The sequence below is a fragment of the Devosia sp. 63-57 genome, from assembly GCF_001899045.1.
Lineage (GTDB): Bacteria > Pseudomonadota > Alphaproteobacteria > Rhizobiales > Devosiaceae > Devosia > Devosia equisanguinis.
Map to the genome: position 1 here is coordinate 270,724 of NZ_MKUY01000004.1, position 15,881 is coordinate 286,604.

General features: G+C 64.5%; 13 protein-coding genes. 3 read left to right on the plus strand and 10 right to left on the minus strand.

What is annotated here, in order from left to right; all coding sequences use genetic code 11:
* Window positions 1–12 precede the first annotated feature (12 nt).
* A complete protein-coding gene (locus tag BGO80_RS06480; protein WP_286720148.1) occupies window positions 13–2,232 on the minus strand; it encodes a heavy metal translocating P-type ATPase in 2,220 nt (739 codons plus the stop codon).
* A gap of 67 nt (window positions 2,233–2,299) precedes the next feature.
* Here BGO80_RS06480 and BGO80_RS06485 point away from each other — a divergent pair, with 67 nt between their 5' ends.
* On the plus strand, window positions 2,300–2,731 hold the full coding sequence (locus tag BGO80_RS06485) for a MerR family transcriptional regulator (RefSeq protein ID WP_286720151.1): 432 nt from the start codon (window positions 2,300–2,302) through the stop codon (window positions 2,729–2,731).
* A gap of 624 nt (window positions 2,732–3,355) precedes the next feature.
* On the opposite strand, the gene BGO80_RS06490 is transcribed toward BGO80_RS06485, so the two are convergent.
* The 4 genes from BGO80_RS06490 to ilvA form a co-directional block, all read right to left on the minus strand.
* The gene (locus tag BGO80_RS06490; protein WP_286720153.1) at window positions 3,356–4,345 is read right to left on the minus strand and encodes a potassium channel beta subunit family protein; all 990 of its coding nucleotides are present in this window, start codon (window positions 4,343–4,345) and stop codon (window positions 3,356–3,358) included.
* Window positions 4,346–4,430: 85 nt separating this feature from the next.
* Entirely contained in the window at window positions 4,431–5,135 is a 705-nt protein-coding gene (locus BGO80_RS06495; protein ID WP_286720156.1) for a pyrimidine 5'-nucleotidase, read from the minus strand.
* Between the two features lie 118 nt (window positions 5,136–5,253).
* On the minus strand, window positions 5,254–6,480 hold the full coding sequence (locus BGO80_RS06500; protein WP_286720159.1) for an aq_1923 C-terminal domain: 1,227 nt from the start codon (window positions 6,478–6,480) through the stop codon (window positions 5,254–5,256).
* Window positions 6,481–6,624: 144 nt separating this feature from the next.
* Complete coding sequence (gene ilvA / locus BGO80_RS06505; protein WP_286720162.1) at window positions 6,625–8,175, minus strand: threonine ammonia-lyase, biosynthetic; 1,551 nt, start codon at window positions 8,173–8,175, stop codon at window positions 6,625–6,627.
* 147 nt (window positions 8,176–8,322) lie between these two features.
* Here ilvA and BGO80_RS06510 point away from each other — a divergent pair, with 147 nt between their 5' ends.
* Both BGO80_RS06510 and BGO80_RS06515 read left to right on the plus strand, forming a co-directional pair.
* On the plus strand, window positions 8,323–8,916 hold the full coding sequence (locus BGO80_RS06510; RefSeq protein ID WP_286720164.1) for a TetR/AcrR family transcriptional regulator: 594 nt from the start codon (window positions 8,323–8,325) through the stop codon (window positions 8,914–8,916).
* A 21-nt stretch (window positions 8,917–8,937) separates the two neighbouring features.
* A complete protein-coding gene (locus BGO80_RS06515; protein ID WP_286720166.1) occupies window positions 8,938–10,428 on the plus strand; it encodes an MFS transporter in 1,491 nt (496 codons plus the stop codon).
* A gap of 121 nt (window positions 10,429–10,549) precedes the next feature.
* Here the strand turns inward: BGO80_RS06515 and BGO80_RS06520 are convergent, their stop codons facing one another.
* From BGO80_RS06520 to pal, 5 genes are all read right to left on the minus strand, one after another.
* Window positions 10,550–11,329, minus strand: coding sequence for a sulfite exporter TauE/SafE family protein (locus BGO80_RS06520; RefSeq protein WP_286720168.1), 780 nt, complete (start codon window positions 11,327–11,329; stop codon window positions 10,550–10,552).
* A gap of 68 nt (window positions 11,330–11,397) precedes the next feature.
* Window positions 11,398–12,300: an acetylglutamate kinase gene (gene argB / locus BGO80_RS06525; protein ID WP_126149844.1), complete on the minus strand. Its 903-nt coding sequence runs from the start codon at window positions 12,298–12,300 to the stop codon at window positions 11,398–11,400.
* A gap of 145 nt (window positions 12,301–12,445) precedes the next feature.
* Window positions 12,446–13,717, minus strand: a complete 1,272-nt coding sequence (gene tilS / locus BGO80_RS06530) for a tRNA lysidine(34) synthetase TilS (protein WP_286720172.1) — start codon at window positions 13,715–13,717, stop codon at window positions 12,446–12,448.
* Window positions 13,702–14,721 (minus strand): tol-pal system protein YbgF, encoded by a 1,020-nt coding sequence (gene ybgF, locus BGO80_RS06535; RefSeq protein ID WP_126149842.1) that lies wholly within the window; start codon window positions 14,719–14,721, stop codon window positions 13,702–13,704. Before ybgF ends, tilS begins: the two co-directional genes overlap by 16 nt.
* Before the next feature lie 164 nt (window positions 14,722–14,885).
* Window positions 14,886–15,341, minus strand: coding sequence for a peptidoglycan-associated lipoprotein Pal (pal, locus tag BGO80_RS06540; RefSeq protein WP_126149992.1), 456 nt, complete (start codon window positions 15,339–15,341; stop codon window positions 14,886–14,888).
* Window positions 15,342–15,881 lie beyond the last annotated feature (540 nt).

The following is a 15,881-nucleotide window of genomic DNA, read 5'->3' on the forward strand; positions in this document are numbered from 1 at the left end:
GGCCGAAAATGATCAGGCCTGGTTGCTACCCTTCCAGGCGAGAAGGCGCATGGCATTGGCGGTGACCAGCACGGTGGCGCCGGTATCTGCGAGGATGGCCGGCCATAGTCCGGTAACCCCGATAATGGTGGTGACGAGGAACACCGCCTTCAAACCCAGCGCGATGGTGATGTTCTGGCCGATATTGGCCATGGTGGCGCGCGACAGCTTGATCATATTGGCGACATCGCCCACTCGGCCGTGCAGCACTGCGGCATCGGCGGTTTCGAGCGCCACATCGGTGCCGCCCCCCATGGCGATGCCGATATCGGCGGCGGCGAGGGCGGGCGCGTCATTGATGCCATCGCCCACCTTGGCCACGGTCTTGCCCGCGGCCTTGAGCTCGCCGACGATGCGCTGCTTGTCTTCCGGCAGCAGCTCGGCGCGTGGAGTAATGCCGAGATCGGCGGCGATGGCCTTGGCGGTGCGGGCATTATCGCCTGTGAGCATGATGACGTCGGCACCGAGGCGCTTGAGTTCGGCCAGGCCGGACCGGGCGTCGTCACGCGGCTCGTCGCGCATGGCGATGACCCCGGCAATGGCATTGTCAGCCAGAAGTACCGAGACGGTCTTGCCTTCGTCGTTGAGGGCAGCAATTCGCGCCGAAAGTTCAGGAGCAAGCGGCGTCGTGGCAGCGGCGGCCTTGGGCGAGCCGAGGAAGAGCGATACGCCTGCAACCGTGCCGACAACGCCCTTGCCGCCAACCGCGCCGGCGTTTTCGGCCGGTGGCGGCACGATGCCGTCTGCCTTGGCCCGGTTGAGAATGGCGAGGGCGAGCGGGTGGCTGGAGCCCGTTTCGAGCGCCGCGGCAAGCGACAGCACTTCGGCCTCCGTCTTGCCGATAGCGATGATGTCGGTGACCTTTGGCTTGCCCTCGGTCAGCGTGCCGGTCTTGTCGAGCGCCACCATGTCGATCTTGCCCAATTGCTCGAGCACGGCGCCGCCCTTCATCAACAAGCCACGGCGGGCACCGGCGGAGAGCGCGGCGGCAATGGCGGCGGGCGTCGAGATGACGAGCGCGCAGGGGCAGCCGATCAGCAGCACGGCGAGGCCCTTATAGACCCACTCGTCCCAGGGCTGGCCCGTCAGCAGCGGCGGCAGGATGGCAATGAGAGCGGCAACCACCATGACGCCGGGCGTGTAATAGCGCGAAAACCGGTCGATGAACCGCTCGGTCGGCGCCTTGGATTCCTGGGCTTCCTCGACCAGGGCAATGATGCGCGCAATGGTATTGTCGGCGGCGGCCGCAGTCACCCGGATGCGCAAAGCGCCGTCCTGGTTGATGGTGCCGGCAAAGACCGGATCGTCGGCCTGCTTGCGCTTTGGCACGGATTCGCCTGTCACCGGCGCTTCATCGACGGCGCTTTCACCCGATCCCACCAGACCATCAGCGGGAATGCGGTCGCCGGGGCGGACCAGGACGATATCGCCCACGGCCAGCTGTTCGGCCGGGATTTCGATGATGGTTTCGCCGCTCTCGCGCAGGGCCATGCGCGGCACGAGATTGGCAAGCGCCTTGATACTGGCGCGAGCCCGGCCGGTGGCCACGCCCTCGAGCAATTCGCCGATCAGGAACAGCAGGACGACGATGGCGGCTTCCTCGGCGGCATTGATGAACACGGCGCCAATGGCCGCGACGGTCATCAGCGTCTCGATGGAAAAGGGGCTGCCATTGACCGCACCCATCCAGGCGCGGCGGGCAATGGGCACGAGGCCGACCACCATGGCCAGCACGAAGGCCCATTGCTCCAGCGCCGGGAAAAACTGGCCGGCGGCAAAGGCCAGGACGACGGCCAGCGCGCTGAGCAGCGTGAGCCTGGCCTTGGTCGTCTGCCACCAGGGGCCGGATTCAAAGCTATGGTCGTGGCCATGCATGCCGGCCAGGGCATCGCCTGACTTGGCGTGATCATGCCCGGCATGCCCGGCATGGTCGTGATCATGGTCGGAGGCAGGGGTTGGTGCGGGGGCGTTGGCGGCAAGCGGTTCGGTCCTGTAGCCGAGGCTCGTGACCTTATCGGCAATGGCTTCGGTTTCTGCGTCGCGATGGCGGACCGTCATGGTGCCGCCGACGACGGAGACCGAGACATCCTCGACGCCAGGCAGGCGGCGCACCGCAATGTCGATCTTACCGGCACAACTGGCGCAATCCATGCCCTCGACACGGAAACGTGTGGTTTCGATTTCTGCTGACATGGCGACTGCTCCTTGTATTTCTGGAAACAGGCCTACATTCTCTAGTGGCTAGAGGAGCAAGAGCGAAATGAGCATTGGTGTCGCTATCGGCAAAGTGTCACAGGCCAGTGGGGTCAAGGTGCCCACCATCCGCTATTACGAGCAGATCGGATTGCTGCCGGTGCCGCCGCGCACCGATGGCGGGCGCCGCAGCTATGATCGCAAGGACATGGAGCGACTGACCTTCATCCGCCATTCGCGCGAGCTGGGTTTCGAGATCGACGAGATCAAGACGCTGCTGAAACTGCAGGACCAGCCCGAGCAATCCTGCGAGCAGGCCGACGGTATCGCCAGGGAACATCTGGTGGCCGTCAAGGCCAAGATCGCCAGCCTGCAGGCCCTGCAGCACGAGCTGGAGCGGATGGTGGAAGGCTGCTCCCACGGCCGCGTCGAAAGCTGTCGGGTGATCGAGATCCTCGCCGACCACGGCCAGTGCCAATATCACGGCGAGGTGGCTTAGGTTTTGGGGTCTGGTGTGGCGGGCGGTAGTGTGTCAGCAGGCAGAGCTGAAACAGTTACCCACCGGCCGTCACCCTCGGCCTTGAGCCGAGGGGTCTTGTTTGTGGAGATGTCGCCAAGTGTAGAGCCCTCGGGTCTTCGCCCGAGGGTGACTGCCGGGTGGGGGTGGCCCGGTGTGGATGGTGATCAAGCGGCAGCGCTATCGCACATGGTTGGGAGCGCGGTGCCCACCCCCACCCAGCCTCCCCCTGAAGGAGGGGGAGGAGCTGCATCGCGTTTGGGGGCGGATGGTGCCAAGGGGGATGGCTGGTGGGGGGCGGTTGTGTGTCAGCAGGCAGAGCTGAAACAGTTACCAACCAGCCGTCACCCTCGGCCTTGAGCCGAGGGGTCTTGTTTGTGGAGATGTCGGCAAGTGCAGAGCCCTCGGGTCTTCGCCCGAGGGTGACGGCCGGTGGTGGATGACAGCCGGGTGTGGGGGGCGATCAAGCGGCAGCGTTATCGCACATGGTTGGGAGCGTGTTGCCCACCCCCACCCAGCCTCCCCCTGAAGCAGGGGGAGGAGCTGCACCGCGTTTGGGGGCGGATGGTGCCAAGGGCGATGGCCGTTCGGGACGGCCTCGTGCTCCTAATATCGCTGCGGACCTGCCGGTTTGTTGGCCATGATGGTTTCGATCTGCTCGAGCACGTCTGGGGTCAGCTTGTCCTTGTGCTCGAGGGCGGCGAGGTTGTCCTTGAGCTGGTCGAGCTTGGAGGCGCCGAGGATCACCGTCGAGACATGGGGATTGCGCAGGCACCAGAGCAACGCCAGGTGGGTGATGGACAGGCCGATATCGCCGGCAAGGGTGGCGAGCTGGCGGATCTTGTCGAGCTTGGCCTTGCCGGCCTCGCTGGTCCACTGGTCGCGCAGCCATTCATAGCCGGGCAGGCTGAGGCGGCTGTCGGCGGGGATGCCGTCATTGTATTTGCCGGTCAAGAGGCCCGAGGCCAGCGGCGACCAGATGGTGGTGCCCAAGCCGAGCAGTTCATAGACCGGCAGATAATCGGCCTCGACCTTTTCGCGCACGAACAGATTGTATTGCGGCTGTTCCATGGTGGGCGGGGTGAGGTGATTGGCGCGGGCGACGCCCCAGGCCTCGGTCAGCTGCTGGGCATTCCACTCCGAAGTGCCCCAATAGAGGATCTTGCCCTGGGTCACGAGGTTATGCATGGCCCAGACGGTTTCCTCGATGGGGGTATCGACGTCGGGGCGATGGCAGAAATAGAGATCGAGATAATCAACCTGCAGGCGCTTGAGCGCGGCGTGGGCGGCCTCGGTCACATGCTTGCGGCTAAGCCCCTTCTGCGTCGGCCTGGAGCCGCCCCAGAAGACTTTCGAGGAGACCGAATAGGTATCGCGGCCCCAATTGAGCTTTTTGAGCGCTTCGCCCATCAAGACTTCAGACTCGCCGGCTTCATAGCCCTCGGCATTGTCAAAGAAATTGATGCCGGCGTCATAAGCGTGGCGCATCAGCGCAATGGCGTCGGACTGATCGACCTGCTTGGAGAAGGTGACCCAGCTGCCGAGCGAGACTTCGCTGACCTTGAGGCCGGATTTGCCCAGGCGACGATATTCCATGTTTGGGATTCCCGTAATGCATGGCGGCAGGGCCGCAGGAGAATGGGGCCGACCCGGGGCAGGCCCGTAAGCTAAAGGCGCGGGGTCAGGGAAGGTTGCGGAGGAAGCCGGCGAGGTCGCCGGTGATGTGATGCACATGCGGACCGGTGGTGCGGCCCAGCTCCCAGGCGTCGACCTGATCATGGCTATAGTCGTCGGCGGCGACCACCTGCACGGTGGCCATGCCGATCTCATGCGGCACGACGAGGTTCTTTTCGAGGTCGTCGAACATGATGGCGCGGGCGGGATCGATGCCCTGGCGGGCGAGGAAGCCATCATAGGCCTGGCGGTGCGGCTTGGGCACATAGGTCATGGCGCGGATGTCGTAGACATCCTCGAACAGGTCGTCGCCGCCCAGCCGGGACAGCACGGAGCGGGCATGGCCGGTATCGCCATTGGTGAGGATGAATTTGCGGCCGGGAAGGTCGCGGATGGCAGCCACCAGCTCGGGATGAGCTGTCACCGGGCTATAGTCGATGGCGTGCACGGTGTTGAGGAAATGGTCGGGATCGATGCGATGGCGCGTCATCAGTCCGTTCAGCGTGGTGCCGAAATCCCGATAGTATTCCTTCTGCAGGGTCCGCGCGGCGTCGAATTCGAGCTGCGTCACGTCCATGACATAGCGGGTAATGCGCACATCGATCTGCGCGAAGAGATTGCATTCGCGCGGATAGAGGGTGTTGTCGAGGTCGAACACCCAATCGGTGACGTGGTCGAGGTTTTTCGGCGGGATCGAAGCAGCAAGGGTCATGGCGGCAGTATCGCAGAAAAGCGTTGATGCTTCATCCCACCTTTTGGGGACAGTTCCTGGTGGGAGATGGGCAGGCATAAAAAGGCCCCTCCGGAGAGGGGCCTTTCGGGCGATTGGATTACTGGTTGGCGGTAACGGCCAGGCCGATGGCCGAGATGAGACCGGCCGGGTTGGAGGCGGCGGCAGTGAGGACCAGGAGGCTGGTCGGCTGCGGCGGCTTGACCGAGATTTCAAGGCTCTGCGGATCGTCGAGGAAGGCGGAGACCGGCGGCACGACCAGATCGGTCAGCGCCGGAATGCCGCTTTGAGCGACGATCCCGGGCAGGGTGGCCTTGAGGCCTTCGACGAAGGCAGCACGGTCGGTGCCGGACTGGGCGGCGAACACATCCAGCAGCTTGCCGGCGAGCGAAGCGTCGTCATAGCGGATCGAGGCGCTGGAGATGGAAAGGGCCTGGAGCAGTTCCATGCCGACCATCATCTGCTTGGCCTGGGCTTCTTCGCTGGTCGCGTCGAGGCCTTCGCCCTGCATGGCGTAGATCTTGTCGAGGATGGCCGGGGTGAAGCCGAGCACGTCGAGCTTGAAGTCGATGGCGCCGGCATCGGCGAGGTCGAGCTTGGACTCTTCGAGCACGAGGTGACCATCGCCCATCGACCAGGTCATGGTCTGGTTGAAGTCGCCATTGATTTCGGTCAGGCCGAGGGCTTCGATCATGGCACCGGCGTCGGGCTCTTCGTCCTTGACGGTGGACAGATCGGCCCAGAGGCCGGCAATCGAGGTGGTGGTGACGAGGCTTTCCAGCGCGCCGGCAGCGTCATGGGTGAACTCGGAGGTCATGTCCATGCTGTCGATGGAGATGACTTCGGCGCCATCGCGGGTCACCGACAGCGGGCCGGTGGCCACGACGCCGGCCGTCTGCATCAGCGCGGCAGAACCGGTGACGCCTTCGGGCGGCAGCACGATGTTCTCGACGCGGATATCGGTGAGGGACAGGTGGCCGACCGGGTCGGCGGAGAAGTCGGTGTCGATGTCGGGAATGGTCAGGCTGTCGGCGGTGAAGCCGCCATCTTCGGTCTCGGCAACGCCGGAGAAGGTGAGGGTGGTGTCGAACGTCATGGGCTCTTCGCCCAGCCCGACAATGCCCAGGGTGCCGCCATCGACGGTGATGGTGTCGCCGTCCAGCGTGGCCGGGCCGAAGCTGAAGTCATAGCCCATAACCTTGTAGACGGTCTCGATGCGGTTGACGAAGGTCTCGGCATCCAGCGCCATGGCGGGCTGCAGCAGGGCCAGGGTCGCGAGCCCGCTGGCAAGCATCAGGCTGGTGGTCTTGGACAGGCTCATCATCATGTTTTTATCCCTCGGATATGGTTCAAGAATTGCGCGCCCGATGCACCCCGGCTCGCGCGTTGAAAGCAGCAGATCGCCCCTTGCCCGTTCAATTGCAATGGCTTGTGGGCGGAAATACGTCAGCCGATGTAGTTGCGGTATATTTCAGGTTGATGTCGAACCCGGTTTTGGGGTGGTCTCGTTGATATCGAGAAACTGTCGATAGGCCGGGTTTTCGGTTTCGTCCCAGTACGGGAAGCCGATGGCGTCGATATGGGCGAAGAAGTCGGCGCGCGTTTCTGGCGGAACTTCGATGCCGACCAGGACGCGGCCATAGTCGGCGCCGTGATTGCGGTAGTGGAACAGCGAAATGTTCCAGGCGTCGTTGAGCCCTTCGAGGAATTTGAGCAGGGCGCCCGGCCGTTCGGGGAACTGGAAGCGAAACACCATTTCATCGCCCAGACCGGCGACGCGCCCGCCCACCATGTGGCGGACATGCAGCTTTGCCACTTCATTGTCGGTCATGTCGGTGACGGCGAGGCCCGCGCGCTCGAGCAGGTCGATGATTTCGCGCTTTTCCGCATCGCCACCGGCCAGCTTGATGCCGACGAAGATGCGGGCCGAACTGCCCTGGGCATAGCGGTAGTTGAACTCGGTGATGGCGCGCTGGCCGACGAGGCGGATGAAGGCGCGGTAGGAGCCGGGGCGCTCGGGAATGGTGACGGCGAGCAGGGCCTCGGCGCGTTCGCCGATCTCGGCCCGCTCGGCGACATAGCGCAGGCGGTCGAAATTGACATTGGCGCCCGAATTGATGGCGATGAGCGCGCCCTGGGGCGCATTGCCGTTCTCGACATCGCGACGCAGCCCGGCCAGAGCCAGGGCGCCGGCCGGTTCGGTGATGGCGCGGTGATCGTCAAAAATGTCCTTGATAGCGGCGCAGATTTCGTCGGCACTGACGGTGACGATATCGTCGAGCAGGTCGCGGCAGAGGCGGAAGGTCTCCTCGCCGACCTGGCGCACGGCGACGCCATCGGCGAAGAGCCCCACCTGGTCGAGCGCCACCGGATGGCCGGCGGCAATGGCGGCCTTCATGCTGGCCGCTTCCTCAGGCTCGACGCCGATGACGCGGATTTCCGGGCGCAGGAACTTGACGAAGCTGGCAATTCCCGCGGCCAGGCCGCCGCCGCCGACCGGCACATAGATGGCGCCGATGGGGCCGGGATGCTGGCGCAGCAATTCGAGCCCGATCGTGCCCTGACCGGCAATGACATCGGGATCATCGAAAGGGTGGACGAAGACATAACCATGCCGTTCGGCAAGGCCCGACGCATGGGCGCGGGCGGCGTCGAAGCCGTCGCCGAACAAGACGACCTCGCCGCCAAGGCGACGCACGGCATTGACCTTGATGGCGGGCGTCGTGGTCGGCATGACCACCACGGCGCGGATACCCAGCCGCGTAGCGGAGAGGGCGACACCCTGGGCGTGATTGCCGGCCGAGGCGCAGATGACGCCGCGGGCGCGCTCCTCGGCGGTGAGGTGGGCGATGCGGTTATGGGCGCCGCGAATCTTGAAGGAAAAGACCGGCTGCATGTCCTCGCGCTTGACCAGCACATCGCGCCCGAGGCGGGCGGTGAGCAATTCCATGGGCTCGAGCGGGGTCTGCTCGGCAACCTCATAGACGGAAGAGGTCAGGATCTTGCGGACATAATCGGTCATGGTGCGCTCCACAAACAACTGCGGTGATGGACGCCTGCTGACAGCAAATGTCAACCGCGCGTGGCACGCCATCGATAGATGGGATTGTCGCAAAAGTTCATCAATCAAGTGATTGATTAATTCCTGTGACAGGCGTATTGGGGCGCCATGGAACAGGATAGTCAAAAACGCGAAAGCACCGATGACAGGCGCGCCGCTATTGCCGCGGCAGCGCGCGACCTGATTGTCGAGAAAGGGCTCGAAGGCCTGCGCACGCGAGACATCGCGGCCCGCGTCGGCATCAATATCGCGACCCTGCATTACCATGTGCCGAGCAAGGAAGCGCTGATTGCGCTGGTGGCGCAGAGCATCAAGGACGAATTTCGCGCCCAGGGTCTCGCCCGATCCCGGCAGGGAAAGACCGGCATCGAACTGCTGCATATGGAATTCGAAGACGCCCTCGAATCCCAGGAGAAGGCGCCGGAGCGCATTGCTGTGATGGCCGAGCTGGTCGAGCGCGCCCGCCGTGATCCGGCGATTGCCGCCATCATGTTGCCCATGCGTGCACACTGGCACGGCATGCTGGCCGAAATGTTTGAACAAGGCGCCGCTGACGGCACGCTCCGTGCCGACATCGACCCCGCGTCCGCTGCGCATATTTTCATCGGCATGATCGCCGGCACGCGCAGCATCAAGTCGAACCGTGAGCATATGCTCGCGGTTTTTTCTGAATTCGAGCGCGCTTTTACCGCTCGTCCCTAAACCGTCCCCGAGGCACCGATAATGTCTACCACCTATGCGGCCGAGGCCGCGTCTCCGCCCGATCCGCGTCGCTGGCTGTCGCTGGTGATCCTGCTGATCGCCAATTTCATGAATCTGATCGACGTCACCATCGTCAATGTGGCGCTGCCCTCGATGCGGGAAAATCTTGGCGCCACCGACAACCAGATCGAATGGGTCGTGGCCGCCTATGTGCTGGCCTTCGCGCTGGGTCTTTTGCCTTTCGGCCGGCTCGGCGACATTGTCGGTCGCACCAAGATGTTCCTCTGGGGCGTTGCCGCCTTCACCGCCGCCTCGGCGCTTTGCGGCCTGGCGCATAATATCGAAATGCTGATCTTTGCCCGCGTCCTGCAGGGCATTGGCGGCGCGATGATGACGCCGCAGGTCCTGGCCATCGCCACGGTGACATTCCCCCCGCATGAGCGCGGTCAGGCCTTTTCGCTGTTCGGGCTTTCGGCCGGCCTTGCCTCGGTCTGCGGGCCGATCCTGGGCGGGCTGCTGATCGATGCGCAGCTGTTCGGGCTCGACTGGCAGCCCATCTTCCTCGTCAACATTCCCATCGGCATTGGTGCCATTATCGCCGGCTGGATGCTGATCCCCCGCCTGCCCGGCCACAAGGAGCTCAGGAACGACTATGTCGGCATCGGGCTGTTCGGCCTCGGCATCGTTGCGGTGGTGTTTCCCATCGTCGAGGGCCGCGCCTATGGCTGGCCGGTCTGGGCTTTCGGCATGATCGGTGCCGGCCTGGTGCTGTTGGGGCTGTTCTATATCTGGCAGGGCAAGCGCGCCGCCGCCGGGCAGCCGCAATTGCTCAACTATGACCTGTTGCGCAACAAGGACTATATGTTCGGCGCCTTCGTGGTGACGGTGTTTGCCTCGGGCATTCCGGGCATGTTCATGGTGATTTCGCTGTTGCTGCAGTCCGGCTTCGGCTTCTCGCCCCTGCAGTCTGGCCTGACCAATACGCCGTTCTCGGTGGGCGTGCTGATCGCCTCGGCCATTGCCGGCCGGTTCGGTGCACGTTACCTGCGGGCCCGGCTGGCTGCGGCCGGGGCGCTCCTGGCCGGTGGTATCGGCTGGCTGCATTTCATCATTGCCGGCGTCACAACCTCCATCGACAGCTGGACCTTCCTGCCGCCGCTGTTGATCGCCGGCATCGGGCTGGGTCTGGGCTTCTCCTCGCTGTTCCAACTGGTGTTGCGCAATGTGCCGCCGCGCGATGCCGGTGCCGGTTCGGGGGCTCTGCAGGCCTTCCAGCAGGTCGGTGGGGCGCTCGGTATCGCGCTGGTCGGCGAAATCTTCTTCACCCATCTCGCCGGCAGCTTTGCCAGCGGCGCGACGCCCAATATCGCCTTCGCCGAAGCTGCGGCCCTGGCGCTGTGGTATCAGGTGGTGGCGTTCGGCATCGTCCTGGCCATGGCCTTTGTGTTCAAGAAGTCGCCTTCCGGCCCCGCCGCTGCCCAAGCGCAGCATGCCACGGTGGTGGAGGTGTAGCGCGCTGCAGACCCCCTCCCAACCTCCCCCTGAAGAAGGGGGAGGAGCCGCATCGCGCCTATTGGTACGCTGTTCCAAGCCGCGTCAAATACATCTGAAGGCCGCCCTCGGGCGGCCTCTTTCATGCGCTCAACAATTGCCAGGTCTGGAAGCAGGCGAGGGAGACCACGAGCCCGCCGACCAGCATCATCAGCCGCTGGGGCGGGATGATGCGCACGACAAAGCCCGCAAGTGGCGCGGCGAGGACGCCGCCGACCACGAGGCCGGCGACCGACCAGATATAGCGATCGATGCCCTCTGCCTCTTCCCAATGGCCGGTGAGCAGGGCGGTGATGAACGCCACCGACACTGCCGTGGTGACGAAGAATTCGACGGTATTGACCGTGCCCACGACATAGCGCGGGGCGCCGCCCGAGCCGATCAGGCTGGAGGTGACGATGGGACCCCAGCCGCCACCGCCGGCCGCATCGACGAAACCACCGGCGACGCCCAGGGGCAGCACCATGCCGGTCTTGGGTTCCTTGAAGGCGGCGCGGATGCGGAAGGCGCGATAGAGAATATAGATGCCCAAAAGGCCGAGATAGACGGTGACGAAGGGGCGGAGCACGGCGCCGTCAATGGCGGTGAGCACATAGGTGCCCAGAATGCCGCCCAGCACGCCGGCCGGGGCGAGGCGCCAGAACAGGCGCCAGTTCACATTGCGGTGGCTGACATGGGAGGTAGCGGAGGCCGCGGTGGTGAACATTTCGGCGGCATGGACGCTGGCGGAAGCCGCGGCGGGGGAAACACCGAAGGAAAGCAGCATGGTGGAGCTGACGACGCCATAGGCCATGCCCAGGGCCCCGTCGACGATCTGGGCGAAAAAACCGATCGCCGCAAAAATGAAAAACTCTGTTCCCAAGCGGTTCCCTGCCCCCGTGCGGCACCGTTGCCAATAGTAGACAAAGCGCCCGAAGGCGCTTTGTTCCGTTAGCGGACGATCAGCGTGCCGGCACCGAACTCGGTGAAAAGTTCGACGAGAACCACGTGCGGCTGCTTGCCGTTGAGGATGACCACGCCCTCGACGCCATTGTCGAGCGCTTCGAGGCAGGTCTCGACCTTGGGGATCATGCCGCCCGAAATGGTGCCGTCGGCGATCAGCTGCTTGGCTTCGCGTACGCTCAATTCGGGGATCAGCTTGCCGTCCTTGTCGAGCACGCCGGGCACGTCGGTGAGGAACAGCAGGCGCTTGGCGCCGAGCGAGCCGGCAATGGCGCCGGCAAAGGTATCGGCATTGATATTGTAGGTATTGCCGTCGCGGCCGGGGGCCACCGGGGCAATGACCGGGATCATTTCCGAACGGGCCAAGAGGTCGAGCAGGGTGCGGTCGACTTCTACCGGTTCGCCGACAAAGCCGAGATCGAGCACGCGCTCGATATTGGAGGTGGGGTCCTTGACGGTCTTTTCGGCCTTCTTGGCAAAGACCATGTTGCCGTCCTTGCCGCACAGGCCAATGGCCCACTCGCCCTCGGCATTGATCAGGGCGACGATTTCCTTGTTGATGGAGCCGGCCAGCACCATCTCGACCACTTCCATGGTCCGGGCATCGGTGACGCGCAGTCCGCCTTCAAACTTGGATTCGATGCCGAGATTTTTCAGCATGGAGGCGATCTGGGGTCCGCCGCCATGGACCACGATCGGATTGACCTTGGACTGCTTGAGCAAGGCGATGTCACGGGCAAAGGCCTGGCCGAGCTTGAGATCGCCCATGGCGTGGCCACCATACTTGACCACGACAGTCTTGCCTTCATAGCGCTGCATATAGGGCAGGGCCTGGGCGAGAATGCCAGCGTCGTGGCTGAACCGTTCGGTAGCGGAGGCGTCGGTCGACATGAGTGGGGTGGCTCCCTGGCAAGGCCTGCAATCGGGCTAAGGGTCTAGTCGATTTTCACCAGCGATGAAATCGTCTTTGCCGACATTTTCAAGGCGGGGGCGGATTTGTCCGCAGAGTTGTTGGATAGGGGCGTCGCCGAGCGTCTCAGTCGATCAGCAGTTCCACTTTAACCCGCTCATCGAAGGACCAGCCGCCCAGCGCCAGCAATTGCCCGGCGCTGTCGTGGACGATGGGGGCGGTGCGGATGGCCTCGGCGGGGCTGGTGACCTTGAAGCCCAGCAAGGCCTCGAGGCGATGACGGGGCAGGAAATCGGTGGGTCCCGCCTGAATGCCGGCTTCGCCGGAGAGATTAGAAATCAGGAAGCGCTGGTCCCAGACCAGATCGGCGCCGGGAAGCAGGGTCTGGGCTTCGGGCAGCATGCGACCGGGTTCGCGCGAGATCACGAGGCTCTCGGCGCGCGGGCGAATGACGGCGCCGAGCAGGGTCAGCGGCTTGCTGATGCCACCCAGGATCTGCTCATGCAGGCGCTCGACCTGCCCGAGTGCGCGCGGCTTCTGGCGGCCGCCGACGATGTTGAGCACCCGGGAGAGCACCCGCTGGGCAATGGCGGGACTGAGCTCGGTCAAGGCGGCGCGGGGCAGGCTGGCAGCGCCAAAGCCATCGAGGCGAACCAGTTCGTCGAAGGCGGCGTGGGCCATCTGGGTGAGGGCCGCATCGGCCTCGGCCATGCGGGTGGCGAAACGGGAGAGGGTGGCGGCGTCGAGGCCCTCGGCGGCAAGCGTGGGCAGCAGTTGGCGCCAACGCACCCGCTCATAGGCCGGATCGGTATTGGAGGGATCGGCGGCGGGGATGAGCCCGGCCTCGGCGACCAGCGCGGCCAGCGAAGCCGGGTCGCAATCGAGCAGCGGGCGGAAGAGGGGGACGCCCTCGACGCGGGACAGCGGCGACATGGCTTTGAGCCCTTCGAGGCCGCTGCCATGGGCGAGCCGCATCAACACGGTTTCGGCCTGGTCGGCGCGATGGTGGGCGGTCAGCAGCAGGGTGGCGCCATCCTCGGCCATGGCACCCCCGATCAGGCCGTAGCGCGCCTGGCGGGCGGCCTCCTGCAGGCCGGTTTCGGGCTTGATGTCGTCCCAGACCAGGCCGCGGGCGGAAAGCCCAAGATTGTCCGCCGCGGCCAGCACCATGGCCACCTCGTCGGCGGCTTCGGGGCGCAAGGCGTGGTCGAGGCTATAGACGATGAGCTTTGGGGGCTCGGCAAGCATTGCGGCCCAGCGATGGGCCAGGAGCATCAGCGCCAGGCTATCGGCACCGCCGGACACTGCCAGGCCGATGGTTCTGTGGTCGCGTGCCGGCGCGAACAGGCGCGCCAGCACATCCGGATCGCCCAGATCGGGCGTCAGGCCGGTGGACATTCGGCCCGCGCCATTTCTTCGGAAACGCGTGTCTTGAAGGCTGGCGCGGTATCCGGATAGCGCAGGTTGACCTCGGTCAGGGTGCGGCAGGCGGTTTCCCGCTCGCCGGCGCCAGAAAGAGAGACGCCGATCTTGAGCAGGAGGTCGGGGGCCCGTGGGCTGTCCGGGGCCTTCTGATAGGCATCGAGCAGCACTTCGGCCGCCTGGTCATAGGCGCCCCGCACCAGCAGCGCCTCGCCCAGCCAATTGGCCGCATCGGTGACCTGCGGGTGGTTGGGATAGAGCGCGAGGAACTGGCTGAACTGGTCCTCGGCAAAGGCATAGTCGCCCTCGACAATGGCCTGATAGCCGGCGGCGAACTGCGCATCGGCATCGGCATTGCCGCTATCGACGGCGCGCGGATCGTAGCTGAGGTTCAGCGGCTGGCCGGTGACGAGGTCGACGCTGCCACCCTGGCCGGTGCCGACCAGCGGATCGGCCGATTCGCCGACGGAGCCGTCGTCAAAGGTCGGATCGAACTCCTGCTCACCCGGCAGGGGCTGCACGCCCTGTTCGGGAATGATGGTGGGTGAGGGAGCAGCATCGGTGGGAACGGTAGTTACGCCGGGGCTCTGCGGCAACGCCTCGGGCTGCGTCACGCCGCCCGGTTGGGTTGCCGCCTCAGTTTTTCCCCCGGCACCGCCTTCCAATGCCTGGAAGCGGAATTCGGCATCTTCCTGAAAGCGGGTGAGGATTTCCTGCATCTGGGTGATCTGGAAGGTCAGGCCTTCGACCTGGCCATTGAGCAGGCGGATCTGCTCTTCCAGTTGCTGGATGCGCACCATGAGCTGGGCCTGGTCTGCCTGGGCCACGAGCACGCGGCCGCCATTGGTGAAGCTCAGGCCCGCCAGCTCGGCAGGGGGCAGGGTGGTCTGGGCCATGGTGGCGGGGACGGGGGCAACAAGCCCGACGCCCAGCGCACAAAGCGCCGCCCGGCCGAATTTGGACAGTCTGCTGAGGGTCAAGCCAGTCTCCCGATCGAAAATCTGTAGCCAAGATGGGTGTTATGGGCCCGTTGATAAAGGCCAAATTTGGTCAAAACAAAACGCCCGGGCCAGAATATCCGGCGCCGGGCGTCCTTGCCTCCAGTTTTCACTGGATTTTCTGCGTCCCGAAGGACGCGCTCGTCTTACTGAACCACCGTCACGGCGCGACGGTTCTGGCTCCAGCAGGAGATGTCATTACAGATGGCGACCGGGCGTTCCTTGCCGAAGGACTGGCTGGTGATGCGCTGGCCGTTGACGCCGCGGGACACGAGATAGTTCACCACGACCGAGGCACGGCGGGCGCCGAGCGCGATATTGTATTCGCGGGTGCCGCGTTCGTCGGCATGGCCTTCGATGAGAATGCGGTAGTTCTGGTACTGGTTGAGCCAGGCGGCCTGCTTGTCGAGCGTGGCCTGGGCTTCGGCGGTCAGCGAGCTGGAATCGGTGGTGAAGAAGACGCGGTCGCCGACGGTGACGAGAAATTCCTGCTGGCTGCCGGGGGCGCCGCCGCCGGGACCGACATTGCCGACGCCGGTGAGGCCGACATTGTCATTGGCGCTGCGCGAACAGGCGGCAACGACGACGACGAAAAGCAGCATCGCGGTAGCGCGCAACGCGGTAGAAATGGGTGCGGGGATGGCCACGGGAGGCTCCTGAATAGGCAACAATCTTAAGCACGGCATTTACCGCGCTTATTCTTAAAACCGGGTTTGCCGGTTTGGTTAATCAATGCCTATTCCGGCGCGAATGTGGCGGGAATCTAGGCTTTTTCGTGACGTTGCTGTGATGCAACAGCAGTTTGACGCGATCACGTTAAGGTTAAGCGGGGTGATCTCGGCAGGCGGCAGAACGCCGGTGCGCGGGGTTCACCCCCTCCCGGCCTCCCCCTGAAGAAGGGGGAGGAGTGGGGCGGTGGCTAGCGGATATCGGGTTTGAGCACGATCAGTTCCTCCCCCTTCTACAGGGGGAGGTTAGGTGGGGGTATGCGGGATCAAAGTTACCCGGGGTTTCGCCACCGGACGTTCGGGGGGCTCACGGCGTGATTCCCTGAAAACGCTCCACCGGAGCGTTTTCACCCGCGAAGCGGGTCGGGCCCGGGGTTTCGCAGGGCTCAACCCGTGATCCACTCAAATTGCTCC